17 protein-coding genes are annotated in these 23,611 nt (G+C 32.6%); 4 read left to right on the top strand and 13 right to left on the bottom strand.

Annotation, left to right across the window (positions count from 1 at the left end; all coding sequences use genetic code 11):
- Window positions 1-114 precede the first annotated feature (114 nt).
- From RIN63_RS02720 to RIN63_RS02675, 10 genes are all read right to left on the bottom strand, one after another.
- Complete coding sequence (locus RIN63_RS02720; protein WP_310443121.1) at window positions 115-543, bottom strand: helix-turn-helix domain-containing protein; 429 nt, start codon at window positions 541-543, stop codon at window positions 115-117.
- A 1,011-nt stretch (window positions 544-1,554) separates the two neighbouring features.
- Window positions 1,555-2,538 carry a copper amine oxidase N-terminal domain-containing protein gene (locus tag RIN63_RS02715; RefSeq protein ID WP_310443120.1) on the bottom strand — a complete coding sequence of 328 codons (984 nt, stop codon included), beginning with the start codon at window positions 2,536-2,538 and terminating at the stop codon, window positions 1,555-1,557.
- A 529-nt stretch (window positions 2,539-3,067) separates the two neighbouring features.
- On the bottom strand, window positions 3,068-3,790 hold the full coding sequence (locus RIN63_RS02710) for a formylglycine-generating enzyme family protein (RefSeq protein WP_310443119.1): 723 nt from the start codon (window positions 3,788-3,790) through the stop codon (window positions 3,068-3,070).
- Window positions 3,791-4,092: 302 nt separating this feature from the next.
- A complete protein-coding gene (locus RIN63_RS02705; protein ID WP_310443118.1) occupies window positions 4,093-4,701 on the bottom strand; it encodes an MBL fold metallo-hydrolase in 609 nt (202 codons plus the stop codon).
- A 131-nt stretch (window positions 4,702-4,832) separates the two neighbouring features.
- Entirely contained in the window at window positions 4,833-5,732 is a 900-nt protein-coding gene (locus RIN63_RS02700) for a GNAT family N-acetyltransferase (protein ID WP_310443117.1), read from the bottom strand.
- 475 nt (window positions 5,733-6,207) lie between these two features.
- Window positions 6,208-7,584 carry a 23S rRNA (uracil(1939)-C(5))-methyltransferase RlmD gene (gene rlmD / locus RIN63_RS02695; RefSeq protein WP_310443116.1) on the bottom strand — a complete coding sequence of 459 codons (1,377 nt, stop codon included), beginning with the start codon at window positions 7,582-7,584 and terminating at the stop codon, window positions 6,208-6,210.
- 17 nt (window positions 7,585-7,601) lie between these two features.
- Window positions 7,602-9,956 carry an ATP-dependent DNA helicase gene (locus RIN63_RS02690; RefSeq protein WP_310443115.1) on the bottom strand — a complete coding sequence of 785 codons (2,355 nt, stop codon included), beginning with the start codon at window positions 9,954-9,956 and terminating at the stop codon, window positions 7,602-7,604.
- A gap of 91 nt (window positions 9,957-10,047) precedes the next feature.
- On the bottom strand, window positions 10,048-12,525 hold the full coding sequence (locus tag RIN63_RS02685) for an ABC transporter substrate-binding protein (RefSeq protein WP_310443114.1): 2,478 nt from the start codon (window positions 12,523-12,525) through the stop codon (window positions 10,048-10,050).
- Between the two features lie 194 nt (window positions 12,526-12,719).
- Complete coding sequence (locus RIN63_RS02680; protein ID WP_310443113.1) at window positions 12,720-12,947, bottom strand: hypothetical protein; 228 nt, start codon at window positions 12,945-12,947, stop codon at window positions 12,720-12,722.
- A gap of 13 nt (window positions 12,948-12,960) precedes the next feature.
- A complete protein-coding gene (locus tag RIN63_RS02675) occupies window positions 12,961-14,091 on the bottom strand; it encodes an AI-2E family transporter (protein WP_310443112.1) in 1,131 nt (376 codons plus the stop codon).
- Window positions 14,092-14,358: 267 nt separating this feature from the next.
- Between RIN63_RS02675 and RIN63_RS02670 the strand changes: the two genes are divergently transcribed.
- Complete coding sequence (locus tag RIN63_RS02670) at window positions 14,359-14,856, top strand: hypothetical protein (RefSeq protein WP_310443111.1); 498 nt, start codon at window positions 14,359-14,361, stop codon at window positions 14,854-14,856.
- Between the two features lie 72 nt (window positions 14,857-14,928).
- On the opposite strand, the gene RIN63_RS02665 is transcribed toward RIN63_RS02670, so the two are convergent.
- The gene (locus RIN63_RS02665; RefSeq protein WP_310443110.1) at window positions 14,929-16,116 is read right to left on the bottom strand and encodes a M20/M25/M40 family metallo-hydrolase; all 1,188 of its coding nucleotides are present in this window, start codon (window positions 16,114-16,116) and stop codon (window positions 14,929-14,931) included.
- A gap of 137 nt (window positions 16,117-16,253) precedes the next feature.
- On the opposite strand from RIN63_RS02665, the gene RIN63_RS02660 reads away from it, so the two are divergent.
- From RIN63_RS02660 to RIN63_RS02650, 3 genes are all read left to right on the top strand, one after another.
- The gene (locus tag RIN63_RS02660) at window positions 16,254-17,627 is read left to right on the top strand and encodes a sigma 54-interacting transcriptional regulator (protein WP_310443109.1); all 1,374 of its coding nucleotides are present in this window, start codon (window positions 16,254-16,256) and stop codon (window positions 17,625-17,627) included.
- Between the two features lie 265 nt (window positions 17,628-17,892).
- Complete coding sequence (locus RIN63_RS02655) at window positions 17,893-19,284, top strand: sodium:alanine symporter family protein (RefSeq protein ID WP_310443108.1); 1,392 nt, start codon at window positions 17,893-17,895, stop codon at window positions 19,282-19,284.
- 27 nt (window positions 19,285-19,311) lie between these two features.
- Window positions 19,312-20,955 carry a M20/M25/M40 family metallo-hydrolase gene (locus tag RIN63_RS02650; protein WP_310443107.1) on the top strand — a complete coding sequence of 548 codons (1,644 nt, stop codon included), beginning with the start codon at window positions 19,312-19,314 and terminating at the stop codon, window positions 20,953-20,955.
- Between the two features lie 38 nt (window positions 20,956-20,993).
- Here the strand turns inward: RIN63_RS02650 and RIN63_RS02645 are convergent, their stop codons facing one another.
- Both RIN63_RS02645 and RIN63_RS02640 read right to left on the bottom strand, forming a co-directional pair.
- On the bottom strand, window positions 20,994-22,838 hold the full coding sequence (locus RIN63_RS02645; protein WP_310443106.1) for a hypothetical protein: 1,845 nt from the start codon (window positions 22,836-22,838) through the stop codon (window positions 20,994-20,996).
- 116 nt (window positions 22,839-22,954) lie between these two features.
- Complete coding sequence (locus RIN63_RS02640; RefSeq protein WP_310443105.1) at window positions 22,955-23,605, bottom strand: vWA domain-containing protein; 651 nt, start codon at window positions 23,603-23,605, stop codon at window positions 22,955-22,957.
- Between the last annotated feature and the right edge of the window lie 6 nt (window positions 23,606-23,611).

The following is a 23,611-nucleotide window of genomic DNA, read 5'->3' as shown; positions in this document are numbered from 1 at the left end:
GCTAGAATCCCACCTAATACTATTTTCCTTTTCTTCTTTATATGTCTCTCCCCATTAAATCATGTAATTCAAAATCTATTATCACCTTAATTCATCCTATATTAATTATATCTTCTACTCCTTGCTTTCTTTAGCATTATAAACTGCTTCTATAAAATGCATGAATTTATCGTGCTTTACTAAGGCAATTCCCTGAGCCTCATCACCTAGAACCAACAAGCTATCTCCAGGACAAATATTAAATATCTCTCTAGCTTTTTTAGGAATTACAATTTGTCCCCTTTCTCCAACCTTTACTGTTCCAAATGCATGTTTTCCTTCAGACTGAATACCTATTCCATTTCTCTCTTTCGAATGATTTACTAGGTCATCCAAGGAAACTCCATACAATTCTGCCAACGCAATGCAATTATTGATATCAGGTACAGTTTCACCACTTTCCCATTTTGCAACCGCTTGTCTTGATACACTTAACTTTTCAGCAACTTCTTCTTGTGTATATCTATGAATTTTTCGTAATTCTTTTAGATTCACATTTATCATACTTTTCACATCCTTATACTCATTATATTATGTTTTTTTCATTAATCAATCAATTAAAGATAACATACTATGTTATCTTTAATTGACAATAATCTTAATTTTTTATTTGGAATATAAGTTTGGATTCTCCTAAACAATAAAAACAAGGGTTCCTTAACACATGTAGCTCTGGCAGAACAGCTGCAAGAAAAACAAATTGTCTGGTAACCCTTTATTTATAAGATTTTTCAGTTCTTCTATTTACCCACCCTTGACATCAATACTACTGTCTCCAACCTAGAATGTTCCCAATCAAATTTCACTATGCTCATTTTCTTGGGCATTCTGACATGAGACGTACATCGACTTCTTCAGTCGTTTCACTCCTTCACAATCCGTGTTGCGACTTCAACATGCCTTGTGGAGACAATAATGATGTTGTAAGTAGATGGTACCCCCTTGGTAGCAGAGTCTATTAAAGAATATAATAGCCTTGTAAAACAATATTTTGGTTATTCCACTTTGCAGTTACCTAGTCATTTCTCCTACTGGGATGATCATGGCTGTTATCTTTTCCATTGGAGTTAAGTGCTTCAGTTCACATAGTCAAGCCGTCTAATGAAGGTGATTAGCAATTCTAGATGGATTGATTTTCGAAGTATCTCCACTTGTAATTTTTCCACCTTGAAAATTTATAATGTTTTCTATCTTTGTACATAAAAATCCCTCGATATATGTTCACATAAACGTATATCGAGGGTTAAATCTGAGTGGCTATTGAATGCTATTTTTTTCAGTGCACGCATTGAATTTAATACTGCGATTTATCCACTTCATACAACTCATTGAAGCTGAAAACACCTGTAAACCTGCAAAACCAGAAAATTGTATAAAAACTTAAAAACCCTTTTTAAAATAATTTGTAGAAGTTCCTAAAACTTTCCTTTAGAAGTATAAAAGACAGATCCACGTACAAGATTATTTGAACAATTACAAGAAGGTCAAAAGGACTTGTCCTTTTGACCTTACATTTTAATTATCTAATTCAATAATTTCTTCATCTTTAGCATCATCTACAGGATCTTCTATATTTTCTTGTTTGTCATATAGTTCTATTATACCTGTCTCAGAATCATAATACACTTCTAGTCCAAAACTTTCAGCAATAAATCTTAAAGGTACATAAGTACTTCCATTGTATAAAGTAGATACTGCATCTACTTCAACTTCCTGTCCATTTATCAGTGCTATATTACTATCTATTTGCAAAATTATTTCTATATCATCAGTTGAGATAGTTATTTTTTGCTCTTCTGATACCCATTCTACTGTAGCACCAAAACCTTCTGCTAAATCCCTCACTGGAACTAAAGTCTTGCCATCCTTTATAATTGGAGGGGCACTAAATGTGATATCTCCATTCTTAATATCAATAATAATATTTTCTACTGGTATTACTTCTATTCCTTCATCCTCTTTTTCTAACTCCCCAGTTTTTTTGCGAATCTCTTCCAGTTCTTCAGCGGTATATTTATTTCTTGTTATTTCTACCATTTCGCGTTGCAACCCTTTTCTAGTTTCCTTTAACCCATCCTTTTGAGATTGCAATTGTTCTGCCAATTCATTATCTCCATTAAATGTAGCCTCTTTTATTTGTGCTTTTAATTCCTTATCTTTTGCCTTAAGGGATTTCTTTTCTTCCTTAACTTTATCTCTTAATTCTTTCCATTCCTTATTATTTTCTCCGCCTTTTAATTCTCCAGTTTCCGTCTCTTCTAGTTCTTCCTCTAATTCTAATTGGTATTCCAAATCTTCTTCCCTTAATTCTTTTTGCTTTGGTCCTTTATTCTCGTTCTTATTTTTGTTTCTGTTATTATTTTCATTTTCTACTTTAACTTTAATAGATTCCTTAGTTTCAATGATATCTTTTTCACTTTTTGCAAAACTGAATAATGGTGATGCAACTACCATGGAAAAAGTTAATACTAATGTTAACATTCTTTTCATATTCTTCATAGATTCTTACCCCTTTCTTTATGTCTTATTTTAATAGTTTTATTATAACATAAATTTGCTTGAATTACGGCATTTTTCCCCTTTTATTGACAATTGATACAAAGTACCTATTTTTTTGGGAAACCGTGGGGCTCATAATTAGACGCAATAATGTGATAATGTTTTGACGATTCACACCCCGCATACCTTCGCCAGAAATTTGAATAAAGTCTTAACGAAACGGAAGTAAAAATTCAGGAAGAAGGGTTAAGAAACTAGGAAAACAATAAATAAGATTGATATAAAATGAAGGATGGAATAATTGATTAATGTCCCCTACATACTCACTTTATAAGTGAATTTATCGGGACATAAGTTGTTTAATTTTATGATTTTTATTGGTGAAAACTGGTGGAGTTAAAACTATTTTTTATTAGGACAATTAGGACACATTCCTCGTAAGCAGGGTTACAACTTCAACATGCCTTGGGATGACAATAAAGATGTCATTAAGACCCACTAGCTCCTTGGGGAGGATTAACATTTTGATTTAATTAAAGATCGTAAACGCTATTCTAAAACCAAGATCATCAATTTTAAAATCAGGCATGCTTTTTCTTCTAATCGTGGAACCACAATTGTTTTCAACTTCAGCCCAGCTACCTCCTCGAAAGACTCTATAATCACCGTATCGTTCCGGATCATACAAGTCCCAACACCACTCCCAAACATTACCAATCATATCATAAACACCCCATGGATTAGGAAGCAGTTTCCCGACTTCATGAGCTACCCCATTAGAGTTGTTCTGATACCATGCAATCTTATCAATCTTATCATACCTATATCCCTTGGTTCCCGCCTTACGCACATACTGCCATTCAGCATCTGATAATAATCGAAAACCACTCGCCTGATTGTGATATATAATGTCCTCACTTTCATCTGTAACTGTGTAGCATTCAGTCCTGCCAAGCATTCTAGACAATGCATTACAAAAAATAATCGAATCTAACCACGAAACTTCTGTTATTGGTAGGTTACTTACACTCTGTTCTACTACTTCATAATGCATTACAAAATTATAGAAATGCTGTGTTACTGGATATTTCATTACATAAAAAGGTTCAATAGTTTCCGTCCATGTAATAACCTTTCTATCACTTCCCCTTCCAGGGTCTGATAAAGTGTAATCTGAACTAGTCCATTTATTCAGATTAATATAATCATGTAATTCAACAACCCCACCTTCTATTGGTACCATCAAACTCATCAAATCTTTTAATAAAAACCCGCTATCATTTTCGATTGTTATAATGTCATCCCCCTTTCTTTTGTTTCTGGAACCTATTCCCTACTAGGCAGAAAGAGTAGTCTGCACCTATCTCACCAACTTCCACATGCCTTGAGAGTACGATAATATTTCATAGACCCCTATCATTATCAAAATTATCTAGTCTGATCCTGTCATTAATATCTGTTTATTTCAGCTTTGAATATATCTCTTTAATAATTTTTTATTTTTCTAGGAGTGAGATTCAATTTGTTCAAAGTCCTTATGCAGTTAGAATTATATTATCTATTTTCGAATCTAACTAATTTTCCTCCATGATAACAATAATAATTATCTGCATTCATAGATTTAATTCTTTCTAGTGAATCTTCAGCTATATTTAAGTCAAGTGTAAATGGTGGGTTTGCAATTATTAATTCCCGATTCTCCATAACAGCCGCATCTCCCGTTACAATTGAATTAGTCTCCGGTAAAAATAGGGAAATATGTCCTGGCATATGACCAGGAGTCGATATCACCTGACAGCCTCCTGCCCAGTCAAAATAATCTCCATCCTTAACTGTTATATCTACATTGACAGGTTTAAATTTCCTTAAAGTTTCACAGAATTCAATCCCGAATTGTTTCTGTTCTTCTGGCATGAACTTAAGCATTTCCTCTGCTTGCAACAGTCTAAGTGATTTCTTTTTACCAGAAACATACTCACTCTCTATCTCACTTGAAACCACTTTAATATGTGGGTGCTTTTCCTTAATTTCATATAAAGCTCCCATATGGTCATTATCATGATGTGTAATCAATAGCTTAGTTAATGAGCCAATATCTATACCCTTTGATTTCATTTCAACTTCTATTAAACCTAAAAAATTTGGATAACCACAATCAACCAATACAATGTCATTATTACCTATTAGTTAACAGGATTTATAGTTTGTATCTCACTTTTATATTCAAAATTAATATCTAAATTACTATATCGTTCATCAATTTTACTCCTCTCAGCAAAAGAGGTTAATGTATACTAATCTTTCTGTTTTTCTTCCCATAAAGTAACCGTCGAAAATGGACGAAATCCAATACTATAGTAGAACTGCTGCTTCGACCCTACCATAGCCTTTCTAGCTCCAAGTTCTCCGACACGACGTATGCCTTCCAATACTGCTGCCTTTCCCAAACCCATCTTACGATAATCTGGATCAGTAGCCACAGGCTCAACTACAGCAAATCCTGCATCTATATCATACCACATCCCACAATAAGAAACGAAATTACCATCTGGTGCAACGACAGCCACCTTTAGATTTAAATCTACATTTGGTCGGATCATCGATTGCCTTGCTTCATGCTCTTCTTCTTCAGAAAACTTTAATTCTCCCTTCCCATTCAGCTCATGATTAAATCCCTTCCATAAAACGCGCCTATATTGATATAGGTCAAAGGTTTCATTCATTGTAGTTATATGGAAGCCCTCAGGCAAATCATACGATGTAGATGTTTTATCCAAATAGAAAAATGAATCGAAATCTTTATCTTGTGTAGCAACAAATCCAAGTCCGACTGCAATTTCCTGAAATTTCAAGTCAGTATCACTTATAATGACACCAAATTTCCCATCCATTGATAGATTATCCTTAGCATACAGCAATATCTCCTTTTTCAAGAATGTATATTCCGGTAAAGTTAAACAGAATGCGATCCCCGGTTGAGTATCAAAAGTTGCAATCCCAACAACTTCTCCTTCATCCTCCCATAGCCCAATTCTGCCTACAGCAGATTTATCCAGACTTCTATGGGTTGCCATCCAATCCCACCTGGTGTATTCAAATTCCGCATACCCCAATTTTATAAAGAATGCCCTTACCTTATGATAATCTTCTGTGATACCTGGTTGTTTTGAATAATTTCTAAACTTTATTGTCATTTATATACCCCCATTAAGCTATAATACTTGCGTTATCATCCTTTCATTTAAAAACAAAAAACCTTTCCCAACTAAAAGTCCTGGAAAGGTTATAAGTATAATCATAGAAATTTAGTATCAAAAACTACTCCAAAATAGAAATAGTTAATTAATACTATATAAATTCTAGTTAAATTGACACTATTATAATCCTATCCAAAACTTATAGTAGTTTTAAGCAACACCAACTAACATATCCTAAAGATTAAAAGATATGTGATCCTTACCTATACTACCTTAACTTCTAAAAACTGGATAAGATTATATGATCATTTTAACTAATCACCTCATGTTTGTTTTTTACAATTAAAGTATAGTACGTTTAAGATTATAATTCAATGATTTATCAATAAGTTTTTCATCTAATTATCATAAATACTTATGGAGAAACAAAGTTATCTCAAATTTATTGAGAATCTTTGCATAAAACATACATCTACTTACAACTCGCTTCACTCCTTGTAAGCAGTGTTACCGTCTCCACATGTGGTGTCCTTGGAAATTGATCCATGCATTTTACCTTCTCTATCTTATATCCCCTTTCAATAAATACCTTCAAATCCCTTACTAAAGTGACAGGGTTGCAGCTTACATATACAAAAGTCTCTGGGTTGAAGTCTATTATTTTATTTATTGCCTTTGGGTGGATACCGTCTCTTGGTGGATCTATAACAATTAAGTCTGGTTTTTCATTTAAATCATCTACGGCTTTTAGTACATCTCCTGCTATGAATTCTACATTATCTAGATTATTTAGCTTAGCATTTTCATGAGCCTTATCCACTGCTTCCCCTACTATTTCAATACCTATTACCTTCTTAGCCACAGGTGCCATTATTTGAGCTATTGTACCTGTGCCTGAATACAAGTCAAATACTAGTTTATCATCTATATCCCCTGCAAAATCTCTTACCATGGTATATAGCTTTTCAGCGCCTAGGGTATTAGTTTGGAAGAAAGAAAATGGTGATATATTAAATCTAAGTCCAAGCATTTCTTCAACAATATAATCTCTGCCATAAAGCAAATCTAGTTTATCTGCCTTTACTACATCGGAAAGGCTATCATTAGTAGTATGAAGTACTCCAACTATTTTCCCTTGCAAACAAAGAGAACCGTCCCTAATGTTTGTGAGGAAGTTTTCTTTATTTAGTTCTTCTTGACTTGATGTTACTAGGTTGACTAGGATTTCTCCAGTAGATATGGCCTTTCTTACAACTAAATGCCTTAGAAAACCTGTATGAGATCTTTTGTTGTAAAAAGAGGTCTTTAGTTCCTTAAAATAATTGAGAACAGTTGCAAGTATAGTAGTAAAATCCTTATCTACTATATTACACTCTTCAACATTTGCTATTTCATAGAATCTACCCTTACGATGAAGTCCCAGTGCCAATGGACCATCCTTTTCTTCATCACCAAAGGTATATTCCATTTTATTTCTATATCCTTCAACTATTGGGCTTTTTTCTATTCCTAGGAAGTTTATCTCCAATTCTTCTTGCTCAAATAAATCCCTAACTTGTTTTTCTTTTAATATAAGTTCATTTTCGTAGGATAGAGTTTGATAAGTACAGCCACCACAAATGCCAAAGTGAGGGCATCCTACTTCTGTTTCCATAGGAGACTTTTCTAGTACATTTACTATTTTAGACTCTATAATACCTTTCCTTTTTCGACTTACCCTAGCCTCTACCTTTTGTCCTTCTATTCCACCTTTAAACCTAATATTATGCTCTCCATATAAAGCCTTGCCCTTATTTGGAAAAGCTACTTCCTTTATCTCAAATTCTATTAATTCATTTTTCTTTACCATTATTCCACTCCTTATGTTTATCTGTGGGACAGTACTCCTGTCCCTCTGTCCCAGAATTTGTCTAGGATTTTCTTCATATCTGTATTATTTCTAGTATTTTTATACCCTTGCCATTCATTAGGGAAAAGGGATTTATATCTTTTAGTTCCATATCTATCATCTATTAGCAAAATAGCTCCCCTATCCTCAGGAGATCTGATTACTCTCCCTGCCGCCTGGAGTACCTTATTCATCCCAGGGAATACATAGGCATACTCATAGCCTTCCCCTATATTGTGGTCAAAATAGTCTTTGATTATATTTCTTTCAAAGCAAATAAGTGGAAGCCCTACACCTACTACTATGGCTCCAATTAGTTTCTCTCCCGTTAAATCAATGCCTTCAGAGAATATTCCACCCATTACTGCAAAGGCTAAAATATTATCTTCATTAAATTTCAATAAAAATTCTTCCCTTTCTACTTCACTCATTTTACTATCTTGAATGATTATATTCAAGTCTTCATTTCTATCTGTGATTAGTTCATATACCTTAGTCATATAGACATAGGATGGAAAGAATACAAAATAATTACCCTTCTTAGCTGAAATAAAAGTCTCTATATATTTCACAATATCTATATAGGTTCTCTCTCTATCCTTGTACTTTGTAGATACTTGATTTGCCACTGTTAGGCAAAGATTGTCCCTAGGGAAAGGTGAACTAAGTTTGATATTGTAATCCCCTTCTTTTCCTCCCAGTAGGTCCATATGGTATTCCAAGGGAGTTAAGGTAGCGGAAAAGAGTATAGAGCTTCTCCCTCTACTCATGGCATGTGAAAGCAAACTAGAGGAATCTACACAATATAGTTTCAGTACTAAACCCCTGGACTCTTCCTTGATGTAAGTTACAAAATGTTCATCATAGAAATCTGAAATCTTTATGAAGCTAATAAGGTTAAAGTATAATTCAAGAACTTTCTCATATTCCTCATGATTTTTCTCCTCAATAAGCCATGGATCCATTACTGTCATAAGCTTCTTAATTGGATAATATAGTTCATCTATTTCTTCCCTTTGATAATATTCTCCATCTATTTCCAAATCCTTTCTCAACTTATTCATTAAGCTATTACATTTGTTCATACTCTTGTATATAGGAGGATACTCTTCCTTAAATATATCTCTAAGATCAAGAAAAGAGCTCTTGTTCAATTCAGCTGAAAACATCTCTCTTGATCTATCTACTAAATTGTGTGCTTCATCTATTAAAAAAACATAATCATCCTTATCCTCTCCAAAAAACCTTTTCAAATATACTTGGGGATCAAATACATAATTATAGTCACATATAATCACATCTGCCCATAGACTGACATCTAATATGAATTCAAAGGGGCAAACATTATGCTTTTTAGCATATAAAATAGCCAGATCCCTAGTAATCAAATCCTCATTTTCAAAAATATCCATTATAGCTGCATTAACTCTATCATAATGACCCTTTGCATATTCACAATCCCTAGGATTACATTTTACTTCATCATTTAAACAGATTTTATCCTTAGCAGTAATTACTATAGTCTTAGCCCTTAGACCTTTACTCAGTAGCATTTCCATAGAGGAAATAGGTACTTCCCTTGTTATGGTCTTTGCAGTTAAATAAAATATCTTTGAAGCTATACCCTCTCCAATGGACTTAATGGAGGGAAATAGTGTAGACATGGTCTTTCCAATTCCAGTAGGTGCTTGGGCAAATAGTTTTTTCCCTTCTTCTATAGTCTTATATGCAGCTACTGCCAGCTCTCTCTGGCCTTTTCTGTAACTAGTAAAGGGAAATGATAAATCTTTTATGGATTTATCTCTAGTCTCACCCCAATAAAATGTAACACTAGCCCATTCAATATATTTATCCGTCAAGAAAAAGAAAAACTCTTCCAACTCTTTCAAAGTATATTTCCTTCTAAATATTTTCTTTTCCTCAGATTCTATATGAAAATATGTTAATTGAATATCTATATATTCTAAATTGTTTTGGATAGAATACATATATCCGTAGCATTTCGCTTGAGCCCAATGTAGCTCATTATAGTCTTCCTCTATATCCTCCAAATCTTTAGTGGTACTTTTTATCTCATCAATTATAATCTCATCAGGATACATAAATATTCCATCTGCACGACCTTGTAGCTCTATGATAAAATTTTCATAGTATACTTCATGCTTCAATGTATACTCTGCCTTATATTCATGGCCATAGGATTTTTGTACCTTTTGATGAGCTAGGGTTCCATCTAAAGCTCTTGACATGGACATAAAACTATTATCAATATCTCCTGACCTACAGACAAATTCAACTAAATTTCTAACAGATACTTTTATAATATTTTTCATATTCTCATCCTTTAAATAAATATGTAGATAAAACTATTTCCTCATTCCTTTATTATAACAAAAGACACTCATAATAGAGTGCCTTTTATAATTATTTATTTGATTCTACTAAAATATTTTCAAAATTAGTTATTCCTAGAGGACTAACCCTTACACCAGCCACATTTTTCTTTGAGGCAAATGCTATCTTAGGATGATAAATAAATACCCATGGATAATCATCTACTATAAGCTTTTGAATATCTTTGTATATTCCTATTTTCTTATTAGGATTAATTATTTCCTTTGCTTTGTCCATTAACTCAATTACCTTAGGATTATTATATCTTGTAAAGTTCGTTTGATTATTATAATTGAACAAGGGTTGAAGATAATTATCTGGATCTCCTGTATCAGCTATCCATCTACCAATGAATAAATCACATTTAGCTATAGTTTCAGGTCTTAGATAATCCTTAGGTGATATAGCTTTTACTTCAGTCTTTAGACCCAAATCCTCCAGATCTTTTATTATATATTCACTTATTCTATAGAACAAGGCAGTATTAGGTTCATCTCTAATTACTACTTTTATTGAAGAAGCATTTTTATTAATTCCTTCTTTATTTAAGATATCCTTTGCAGCGGAAACATTATATGAAATACTTGGCAGATATCCATTATCTACAATGCTTGGAGGAATAGGTCCATTAGCTTCCTCTCCTAGACCACCTAATATGTCATCAATTATTCTCTTCTTGTTTATAGCCATGTTTAGAGCTCGTCTCGACTCCTTACTCTTAGCAAATATGGAATTTCCCTCTAAATTGAAGCCAACATAATAAGTCCCCATTAAATCCTTTAAATCAATATTAATATCTGGTGTCCTCTTAATCTTTACAAGACTTTCTTTGTTATTAATATTTGCAAAATCATATATGCCATCAATAAGCCCTTGAGCTATATCATCATTCCTATAGTTGACAATAACCTTATCTTGATAAGCTGCTCCCCCGTAATAATTCTTAAAAGATTTTAGTACGCAATATTCATTAGTAGTTTCATCTAAGATATATGGTCCACAACCAGTCAATTTACCCTTTTCAAAATCTTCCTTGGCTAATATACTAGCACTGAATTGACCTAAATTTAATAAAAATCCACTATAAGGACTAATTAACTTAATAGCTACCCTATAATTATCAAGAACTTTTACCCCTGTAATTTCCCTTGCCTTGCCCCTTACATAATCCTCAGCACCTTGAATATGCTCTAAGAACCAAGTATTAGGAGACTTTAATGCAGGACTCATCATTCTTTCATAGGAGTACTTCACATCTGCAGCAGTTATTTCCCTGCCATTATGGAACTTAGCACCACGCCTTAAGCTAAATATCCAAGTAACACCATCATCCTCTACATGCCAGCTTTTTGCTACCCCTGGGGATATTTCCCCTGTTGAACCAATATATAAAAGAGAACCATAAATATTAAATAACAACTGGGCACTCTCCTGATCATTAGCTAGCTGAGGATCAAATTCCAGAGGCATGGAATTCAAAGATGTGTTTATGATAGATTCCTTATCAACAACATCTGTAACCAATTCTTTTAACATACTCCCTGATATTCTACTTAAATCATTAGATACCTGTGATAAAGTGTTTAAGGAGGTTTTTGCATATTGAGTATTCATAGATGCAATATCTACAAGGAAAGTAACCTTCTTGGAATTTTCAGTCATATCCATAGTACAATTAATTACATTCTCTAGACTTTGTGTCTGCTTAGATACAGCATTGTTTATTTCTTCAGTAACAGTTGTAGTAGTATTTATAGAAGAAATTATTTCATTAAAAACCACCATAGTATTGTTAGCGATTTCAGTACCCTCATTAACTTTATCCATGCTTTTGTCCATTGCTTCTATGGTATTGTCTATTTCCTCATTCATTTCCTTAATAATTGTAGCAATTTGATTTGCTGAATCCGTACTGTTTTCAGCTAGTTTCTTTACTTCATTAGCTACAACAGCAAAACCCTTACCAGCTTCCCCTGCTCTGGCTGCCTCTATGGACGCATTTAGAGCAAGTAGGTTTGTATTATATGAAATGCTATTTATAGCCTTTAACATTTTATTAATATTTTCCGCTTTTTCATTCAGTTTATTAACTACTGATTTAGCATACTCCATTGATTTTTCAATTTCTTTCATTGCATTAATGGAATTCCTTACAGCATCATTTCCTGTATAGGCAGTAACCAAGGTATCTACGGCAATTTGTTTTGAGTTTTCTGTACTAGCATTGACTTCCTCAGCCAATGCAGAATAATTTCCTATTTCATTTATTACCCTATTAATAGAATCCATTTGAATATCAACATGATCGGCTAAATCATATGTAATCTGTATTAAATTATCCGTAGCAAATGCCGTCTCATCAATCTTCATAGCCATTCTATCAACGATATGCTCTTGATTCTTCTTCAACATCCCCATGTCATTAGAGTACTTGTCCATCTGTTTTTCATATTCTACAGGTACTGGTGCTTCTTCCGCTCTCTTATTTCTCTTATAAAGCTTAAACATTTTATCCCCCCATTAGAACTTTGTCCGTGCAACTTAAATACATTATATGACATTAAACCAGCCCTATCCCTAAATGTTATCAAATTATTCTAAGTTTTCATATAATCTATATTATATATTCTACATAAGTTTACAAATTCCTTCTTTTTTTGTAAATTTTTTCTAAAAAACCTTCATCTTAAAGCAGATGAAGGTCAAAGCCACTTTTTATTTACTTGTTTTACATTATAATCTCTGTCGCTAATACCACAATATGAGCATCTCCTAATTCCTCGCTCTTTGTCTTTTATGAATATTACAGGCTTAGAACAATATGGACACCACAATTGTCTAGCCTTTAGCTTCACTCCCTTGGGAATGCATGTATCAGGAACCTTATTATTAGTATTTATTGTACTGAACATATCTATTTGCTTATCCATATTTTCACCTTCTCTACTTAATCCTTTTAATACCCTTTTCCTTCAATCGATTATTTATATATTCGGAAGCTATTGTATATAGTACTGAGAACAGAGGAATGAACAATAGTATCCCAAGTACTCCCATTAAACTTCCTCCTACTGTTACAGCAACAAGAATCCATATAGATGGAAGCCCAGAGGCCTTTCCTACTACATGAGGGTATATTAAGTTTCCTTCTATTTGTTGTATCACTAAAAACATAATAATGAATAATAAAGCCATCTTTGGACTCTCAACTACAATCAAAAACACACCTATAAAACATCCAACAAAAGAACCAAAGATAGGAACTAAAGCTGTAACTGCAATAACTGTACTAATCATTAGGGCATAAGGGAATTTAAATATAACCATGGCCACAAAGAAAAGTACTCCAATAATTATTGCTTCTAATAATTGACCAGATAAAAAGTTGGCAAAAGTAGTGTTTGATAATCTTCCTATATAAAATATTCTATCAGCAGCTTTTTTAGGGAATAAAGCTAAAATAACCTTTTTCCATTGTCTTGTTAAGCTTTCTTTTTGTAATAGCAAGTAAATTGAAAATACAAATCCTACAGCAAATGTAACTATACCACTGACCACCGATGAAGCTATTGAAAATGTGGATCCTAGCCATAGAAATACACTATTCTTGAGGAAAGCAAATATATTACTTTGTATTGTATTCCAATCAAAGCTGATACTATTAATCCAATCCATTATCCATGGGTTATCACTTAAATTTTCTGTGATAAACATCTCCATAGTTTTCCAATATGTAGGTAATTTTACTGCTAAATCCTTAGTTGTTCTAGCTAATTCTGGAACTATAATAAATAGTACTATAAAAATTGTAGCTAAAAATACTAGTAGTGTCACCAAATAGCTTAAAGGTCTTCTAAAGCTTTCCTTGGTCTTTCTTAGTGGAGAGTTAGATTTAAATAATTTTTTCTCAATATAATTCATTGGATTGTTGAGGATAAATGCTATGGCACCCCCAATAATAAAAGGAGTTATAATTGCTAAAAAACCAGAAATTATTCCCCAGATACCAACTATATTGTCTAATAGCCACATCAATACAATTGCAAAAGTGATTAAAAGTATTGCGTTTTTCATCTGCTTTGAATTAAACTCCATGAATAAAACCACATCCCTATTTATTTATCGTCCTATACTCATTTCAGATCTCATATAACATTGAAATGAACTTAAATATAATATGCTTATTATATTATATTTCATTTACTGACGCAAATCATTATATTAATTATCTATAGAGAAAAGTATTATGTTGCCTCTCTGTTTTTTATTAGTTTCTTGGTTTTTTTATTTGAAAATGGGTAATATTGTAATATCAAATTTATTTAAAAAGGAGAATAACATATGAGTAAACATCTTATACTCTACAGACATGGAATGGCAGAGGATAAATCAAGAGCCTCAGAGGATGATTTAAGGTCTCTTTCAATTAGGGGAAAGACACTATTAAAGAAAAGTATATCAGGATTTGATACAATGCTTGGTAACCATGATAAAGTCCAAATTTACTCTAGCTCAAAATTAAGAGCAAGAGAAACTGCTGAGACACTATCAGAAGAATTATCTCTTCCAAGCCCAATAATTCTAGATTTCCTTGGAACTGGAGGTAGCGTTCGTTTACTTAGAGAACTTATTTCTGGCATTGAACCAGGCACTACTGTCATCATGGTAGGTCAACAACCTTTCCTTTCAATATGGAGTCAAGAACTCTCAGGAGTTTTTATACCATTTAAAAAAGGATCTGCTGCCTGCTTTAAATTCCCTGATGAAGGCGGCGAAGTAAAAGCTGAACTAAGATGGTATCTACAAACTCGTGATTTTATAAGAATTGATGAAAAATAATAATTAATATTAAATCCCAATGAATAATCATTGGGATTTAGTCTTTGACGGGGTAAATTTAGTTTAGCAATTCTATTTTAACAATCTTACTAATAAATCATATATTATTTGAGTAGTTTTAACTAAGCTATCAATTGAAACCCATTCATCAGCAGCATGATAGTTTTTGCCATGGGTTCCAAAAATAAATGCTGGTGCTCCTACTCTTGTCCCAAGGTAATTAAAGTCTCCAATACTAGAGAAATATGCAATATTTCCATTAGTTCCAGTAATCTCTTTAATACTTTCTTGTAGTTTTATTGTATATTCATTATCTTCATCTACTACATAAGGCTGAAAAGCATCTACTTCTTCATGAGGAGCATCTCTAAATACAACTTCATATTTACTCCTAATATTTGCCTTAGCTGCAGCAGTCTTTACCTCTTCAATTAAAAGATTCTTGTCTTCACCTCTTACAGTATGTCTGAATACTGTGAAGCTGGCTTTTTCTGCAGTACTAGCAGCAGCTCCCCCTCCATTGATATCAATCACAACTAAAGAACCTTTGCCTAATTTAGGATCTTCATATAATGGAATCTTCTCCAATTCAGTAATTAGTTTAGCTGCATCTACTATTGCATTAATTCCTAATTCAGGATTAGCTGCATGGCTAGCCTTACCATATAGGTTTACTCTATAGTTGTATCCTCCTCTCGCACCTAAACATATACAAGGAAATTCAACAGCGGCAAAACCACTACTTGGCTCTGCAATTAATGACATATCAATATCTTTAAGTAATCCATCCAATATTATGGCATCTGTTCCCAAACCATAAGGTCCTTCTTCATCAGATACAAGGGAGTATACTATTTCACCTTTGAAATCATCTACATTGCGTAAGAAAGCTTCTAAAGCTATCATTATTGCAGTGCAACCACTCTTCATATCCAATGCACCTAATCCATATAGCTTGTCTCCTTCAATAGTTGCTTTTAGTGGATCCTTTGTCCATCCTTCTGTAATTGTAACTGTATCTAAGTGTCCATTTAGATGAATTTTAGGACCTTTTTCCCTTCCTTTAATACTTCCTACTAAATTTATGCCATTGAAGTTTGTAACCTTGCCTTCATAATACTTATGATAATCCACAGGTATATTTCTATCCTTTAACCAATTGTAAGCAAATTCCATTATCTCTTGCTCTTTAAAATATGGACTATATATGCTTATGAGATTAGATAATAGGTCGATTAAATCTTGTCTACAGTCATCCATAAACCATCACTCCACTTTATTATTTTCATTATTATAACATACAAGTGACTATTTTCAAAATAATGCAAAAATTATTGTCTAATTATGTTTGTAATGATAAGATAAAGAAGACTAGAATAATTTCAAGAGGTGATAATATGGCTAAATTAAATATAAAGGAGCTTCCAAAGTTATTCCAAGATTTTGATTTTCTATTAATAACAGATAAGGAAGGTTATATTCAGTACTATAAGACCGTTAATAGTCTAGGTGCTAGAATAGTAGAAAATCCTATTGGTATGCATATATTAAATTTACATCAACATCTTGATATGGATACAAGTACAGTCATGAGAGCTTTAACAAATAATGAAGTAATTATAAATGAAAAACAGCATTTAAATATCTTTAAAGAAAGAACTGTTACTGTACTGGTTACCACATTGCCTTTGATATACAATAATGAAATAATAGGCGCAATAGAAATTGATAGATATTTTGATAAGGATTTTATGGGACTTGATAAAGATAGCATAGAAAATAATATGATAAAAAACCATTTGTTCTTTACAATTGACGATATAATAGAAAATAGCCCAAAGATGAAAAGAGTAAAAAAACAGATTTTAAAGGTAGCACAAACAAACTCACCTGTGATGATATATGGAGAAACTGGAACAGGTAAGGAGTTAGTGGCAAAAGCAATACATAACCATAGTTTTAGGAAAAGCAGCCCTTTTTTAGTACAAAATTGCTCCACCATTCCTTCAACATTGGGGGAAAGCATTCTTTTCGGAACTACAAAGGGAAGTTTTACTGGTTCACAGAATAAGGTTGGTATTTTTGATATCGCTGATGGAGGCACCTTAGTCCTTGATGAATTGAATTCCATGGACATAAACCTTCAATCTAAATTATTAAGAGTAACAGAAAATAATTGCTTTAGACGAGTAGGCGGTGAAAATCTTATAAATGTTGATGTAAGACTAATATCTACTTTAAATGAAGAGCCTGAGTATCTTATGGAATCTAATAGAATAAGAAAAGATTTGTTTTATAGATTAGGGGTTGTACTCATACATATACCTCCCCTAAGAGAAAGAAAAGAAGATATCCCACCTCTAATAGACTTCTTTATAAATGAATATAATTTGAAAATGAATAAAAATATTGTAGGTGTAAGTAAAGAAGTTTTAGATCTATTTATGAATTATAATTGGCCTGGCAATGTTAGAGAAATTAAACATATTATCGAAAGTGCATTTAACTTTATAGAAGGCGATGTTATAGAAGTAAAAGATTTACCAAATCACATACTAAAATCTAATGTAAATGACAAAAATATAATAGACATAAAAGAATCAGATGAATTTGATTTATCTGAGGTCATGAAAAAATCCGAGATTAAGTATATTAATTTAGCCTTAGAGAGTAGCAATACACTCAAGGATGCAGCAAAATTATTAAAAATATCAAGGCAATCACTTAAATATAAGATGGAAAGCTATGGAATCGAAATTAATCAAAAATAGGCAAATAATTATTTGCCTATTTTTGTTCTTTTTAATATATCTGAATGATATAAATTATATAATAGAAACTTTACTCTTTCTCTAGCCCTTTAATTTACTCAATATTTAGACTAATTCAAACATTGAGTAAGTTGGCACATTAATTGCAATATATATTTATAGCTTTTACATTTTAATTATACTTCTTTAAATTAAAAAGATCGGAGGTGAGTTTAGTAAATATCAAATAGTTTTGTTTTTACAAAAATATTAAGGAGGGAATTTAATGCAAAGTTTACTAGATGCAATTATTAATTTTTCAAATTGGCTTTGGGGAATCCCAATGTTGGTAATCTTAGTTGGTGGAAGTTTATTTTTAACTATTAGATTAGGATTTGTACAATTTAGGTATTTTGGATATGCAATGAAGCAAACTTTTGGTAAGATGTTTAAGAAGCAAGATAAAGGAGAAGGTACTATATCTGCTTTCCAAGCAGCATCAGCTGCTTTAGCTTCAGCTATAGGTGCTTCCAATATTGTTGGTGTACCTGTGGCAATAGCTTTTGGTGGACCAGGTGCTGTATTCTGGATGTGGGTTATAGCTCTTGTAGGAGCAGGTGCCAAGTTCTCAGAAGTTGTATTAGGTATTAAATACAGAGTATTGAATGAAGAAGGAGAGTATGTTGGTGGTCCTATGTACTTCCTAAAGAATGGTGTAGGAGGAACTTTTGGTAAAATACTTGGTGTCTTATTCTCATTTTTCCTAATGATTGAACTTATACCATCCATAGCTACTCAATCTGCATCATTTGTGCAAACAGCTACAACTATAAATATGCCATCTTGGTTAAGTGGTGTATTATTAGCAACAGTCGTAGCTTTAGTAGTATTTGGTGGTATAAAGAGAATTGGAAATGTTACTGAAAAATTAGTTCCTTTTATGGCATTATTATACGTAATAGGTGCTTTAGCAATAATTATCGTAAATATTACTGAATTACCAAATGCACTTGCTGTAATATTTAAACATGCATTTACTCCAATGGCTGCAGTAGGTGGATTCACAGGTTCTACTATAGCTGCTGCTATAAGATGGGGTACAGCAAGAGGAGTATACTCCAATGAATCAGGTATGGGTACAGCTCCAATAGCACATGCTGCAGCAGTTACTGATCATCCTGTTCGTCAAGCTATGTGGGGTATATTTGAAAATGTTGTTGATACATTAATAGTATGTACTGCGACAGGTCTTGTAGTAATAATAACAGGCGTTTACCTAAATATTCCTGCTAGTGAGGCAGCAACCATGCCATCGCTTGCTTTCCAAACACTACTTGGTGCAAATCTCGGTAGTATAATAGTAACTATAGCTATAGCATTGTTTGTACTTTCAACTATCATTGTTATAGTTTATTATGGTGAAAAACAAGCTGAGTATTTATTTAATACTAAATTCTCAAAAGTAATGCGTATTGTCTATTTATTATCCATTTTAGCCGGCGCATTTGGTGGACTTGAATTCTTATACCAATTCTTAGATATAATGCTAGCATTGATAATAATACCTAATATGATAGGATTAGTAATGTTAAGTGGAGAAGTTAGGGACTTGAAGAATGAGTTCTTTAGTAATCCTGAATTATATGAGAAAGCAAAACCTAAAAAAAGTACGACATAAGCATTTATGACTTAGGAGGTAGATAGGATGAAAGATCTTAGTAATAAAATTAAGGATCTTACTATTGAATTAACTGAAATCTATAGTGTAGTTGGTTCAAAGGAAGAAAATGATGTAGTAGAAAGAATATACCATAAGTTTAAAGAAATGAAATATTTTAAAGCTAACCCTTCAATGGTTAAGTATATAGATGTAAAAAATGATAATCTCAACCGTAAAAGTGTATTAGCTTATGTCAAAGGTAAAAAAGGTAATAGCAAAAAAACAGTTATATTAATCGCTCATACTGATACTGTTGGTACATCTGATTATGGAACAATAAAGGAATACGCAACTAAACCCCTTGAGTTAAAGGAAAAACTAAAGGATCTTTCTATTCCAGAGGATGCCTTAAAGGACTTAGAGTCTAATGAGTATCTATTTGGTAGAGGTATATTTGATATGAAATGTGGGCTTTCTACTCTAATGACCATTGTAGAGGAACTTTCTGGTAGTATAGAAGACCTGGAAGGAAATCTAGTTTTTGCTGCTGTATGTGATGAAGAGGGTAATTCAGGAGGCATGTTGAATATTGTACCTGAACTTATTAAACTTAGAGAAAAAGAAGGATTTGAGTACCAAGCATTGGTAGATACAGATTATATGGCTCCAAGATACGAAGGCGATGAATCTAAGTATATATATGTAGGAACTGTAGGAAAATTAATGCCTTCATTCTATATAGTAGGCTCCGAAGCACACGGTGGAGACCCATTTAGAGGTTTAGACCCTAACCATATATCCTCGGCTATAGTGGAAGAAATGGATTTTAACACTAAATATAGTGATGAAGCTGAAGGAGAAGTCACTGTTCCACCTATTTCATTGAGACAACAGGATTTAAAGTCTGAATACTCAGTGCAAACAGCTAGATCAAGCTATTTGTATTTTAACTTTGGTACTCATAGTAGTACTCCTGATGAACTAATGGAAAAGGTTAAGGCTGGAACTAACTTAGCCTTCCAAAAAGTTATAGATACTCTAAATGTAGAATATAAGAAATACTGTAACTTTAATAATTATCCATATGCTAGCCTACCATGGACTCCAAGAGTTATCTCTTATGATGAGCTTTATAAAAAGGTTAAAGGTGAAAGAGGTCATGAGGTTGATAACTTAATTGAGAGAATGAATACAGAGCTATTGGCAGATGAAGGTGTGGATGATAGGGTATTTGCATTAAAGATGGTAGAAGCAGTTCACAATATGTGGTCTGATAAGGATCCAGTAGTTGTAGTTTATTTCTCACCTCCATATTATCCTCATATATATGTAAAAGGGGAAACAGAGTTGGAGAAAAAACTATTAGATACAGTGGATAATGTAATTAAAAACACTGAATCAAAATATGATATTCAAATGAAGAAATTCTATCCTTATATTTCTGATTTAAGCTACGGAGCTGCACCAAGAGAAGAGAATGCTGTTGAATCATTGAAAAACAACATGCCAGGATTTGGTGTGAAGTATAATCTACCGATTGAAGATATGCAATCTCTAAATCTCCCTGTTGTAAACATAGGACCTTTTGGAAAGGATGCTCATAAGTTTACAGAAAGGCTTCAAGAGGATTATTCTTTCAATATAGCACCTAAGATGGTTTATGACACTATAATTAATCTATTGAAATAAGTAAAAATCTGTTGCTAGATATCTAGCAACAGATTTTTTTACTTTGTTAAATTATTTATATTTTTTATATACACATCATTAGAGTCTTCCCAAATTACAACTCTACCATCAGATGAAATATCAATTAATCTTCCAAAACCAGAAACCTCAAAATCTTTGCCCGTTTCTATATTTCTGCCGCATATTATTTTTATACCTTTATTTTTATCACGATCTTGCCAAACTACAATTTTACCATCTGAAGAAATCTTAGGATCTTCTTGTATTCCAGGTTTATTGCAGATTACAAATTCTTCCATTGTCTCTAGATTGAATCCATATATATCTAAACTACTGTAGGAACTCTCATATTTATTTCCATTTCTATTGTCTTCCCACACTGCAATCTTCCCATTATCTGAAATTATGAGGTTTTCTTTATATCCTCCTGTTTCTTCTCCACAAACAACAAATTCTTTCCCTGTCTCTAGATTGAATGCGAAAATTTCTCCAGAAAATATTGTTTTACTCCAAGTTCTAAAATATACTGCAATTTTTCCATCTGAACTCATACTAGTACTATAGCGATTTCTAAATGGCATAGGAAATCCCATTCTATCAGCATCAATGACAAGTTCCTTATCTGTATTTAAATCTTTTGCCCGTATATGGACAAATCGTTTTTCATCTACATCCCAATTTCTATAATCCGTCCAAATTATAATATTGCCATCTTCTGAAATCCCCTCTATCCATTGGTCACCTTCAGCTTCACAGACTACAAACTCTTTTCCTGTCTCTAAGTCTTTACCATAAATATCATCATGCCAATTTATTCTTTCTCCAGAAAGATTGTCATGCCAAAATACCAATTTACCATCTGGAGATAACTGCCAAAATGATCTATAACCAATATCTTCGCAAATGATGAACTTCTTACCTGTTTCTAAGTTTTTACCAACCATGCTTTCAGCACCAGAAGAATTATATTCTGACCAAATTATAGTCTTGCCGTTGGAAGATATTATTGGGCGAAAATACTTTGATCCTTTATAAGGAATTGTAAAAGTCTCACCTGTATCTAGTTTTAAACCTCGAATATAATTACTTATTATAAACATTTCACCAGTACTTTCATCTTTACTATAAAAATCTTCTTCATCTTCATCATAGGGCATACTAATTAAATCCTTCCAAATTACAACTTTACCATTTGATGACATACTCATTTGAGTTACATTTTTCAAAGTTATTGTTTCTCCATCCTTAAAATCAAAAGCTTTTTGAATAAGTCCAACTTCAATAGCCTTATTTTCATCTACAACTTTGTCAGCTATTAATTTATCTATAAGTTTAATATCTTGTCCTTGAACTTTAGAATTTAATGCAGCTAACATAACTTCTGAAGCATCTCTTTTAGTAAATGATTTAGAATTTAACGAATCACCTTTTTTTATTATACCAGCATTTATTCCTAGAGTTTCTGTATTATTCCAAGCTTCATCTTTGTCATAGCCTAAGGCTCTCAATTGAAGAGAATAAAACATCTTTTCTGTTAATAACCCATTTGGATCAAATTTCCCTTGGGATACCCCAGATGTAATTGATAAATCAACAGCCATTGTAGCCCACCCTTTAAACCATTCAGGTACATCTGTAAAAGGACAACTATCAGCTCTCTTGTTTACAGTTTCCTCAGTATAACCTAAGGACCTTAAAATCATTGTAAGGCCTATCATTCTAGATAAGTTTTTATCTAAAACCTGAGGGGAAATATCATCCAATAGACCTAATTTATTTAGTTTTATTGGATTAGTGTCTTCTATAGCAAATGAAATACTAAAATTTGATAGTATTAGCATTAGTGTAAGAAATAAAGCAAGGCATTTTTTAAGTTTTTTCAATATTTTCATCCCATTTCATAAGAATTTACATACTTAAACAGTATATCACAAAAGTGCTTTTATTGGCTATGTTTAGCATTTAATGTATTTTCATCCTATTACAACTCTCCTAATATTTACTTCTTTCCACGCCCCTTATAATCTTCTTCAATTTTTTCTTTCCAATTATGCATAACTACTCTATTTGCACGAAAATCACTTACTACTTCACTTACAACATCATAATTCAATTTTGTACCTTCACTATCTGCGTGATAGGTAGCTGCCCTATCTGCACCAATTCCAAATCTCTCTGCAGTAGAGATAGCGTCAATATTTGCACCTAAGAAAATGAACTCCCATCTATATTTAGTCTTTTGTCTTTCAATCATTGTCCTAATATTTTCATAAGTGTATTCACGGCTAGCATTTTCCATGCCATCAGTAGTTATGACAAATACAACTTTATCAGCTCGATAATCCTTTTGAGTATTTTTTTGAGCATTTCCTATTTTGTTAATAGTTTTTCCAATGGCATCTAATAATGCTGTGGATCCTTCAACAGAATATTCTTTTTCTGTAATAGGTTTAATTCCCTTTATATTGATTCTGTCATGGATGATATCATATTTATCATCAAATAATACTGTAGTTACAATAGCTTCTCCATCTTCCTTTTGTTGTTTGTTTAACATGGCATTGAATCCTCCGATTGTGTCACTTTCTAGACCTGACATTGAACCGCTCTTATCTAAGATAAATACCAATTCAGTTATTTTTCTTTCCATTATATA

The organism is Tissierella sp., from assembly GCF_031460495.1.
Lineage (GTDB): Bacteria > Bacillota > Clostridia > Tissierellales > Tissierellaceae > JAVKTS01.
This window is presented reverse-complemented; position numbering and strand designations above follow the sequence as displayed.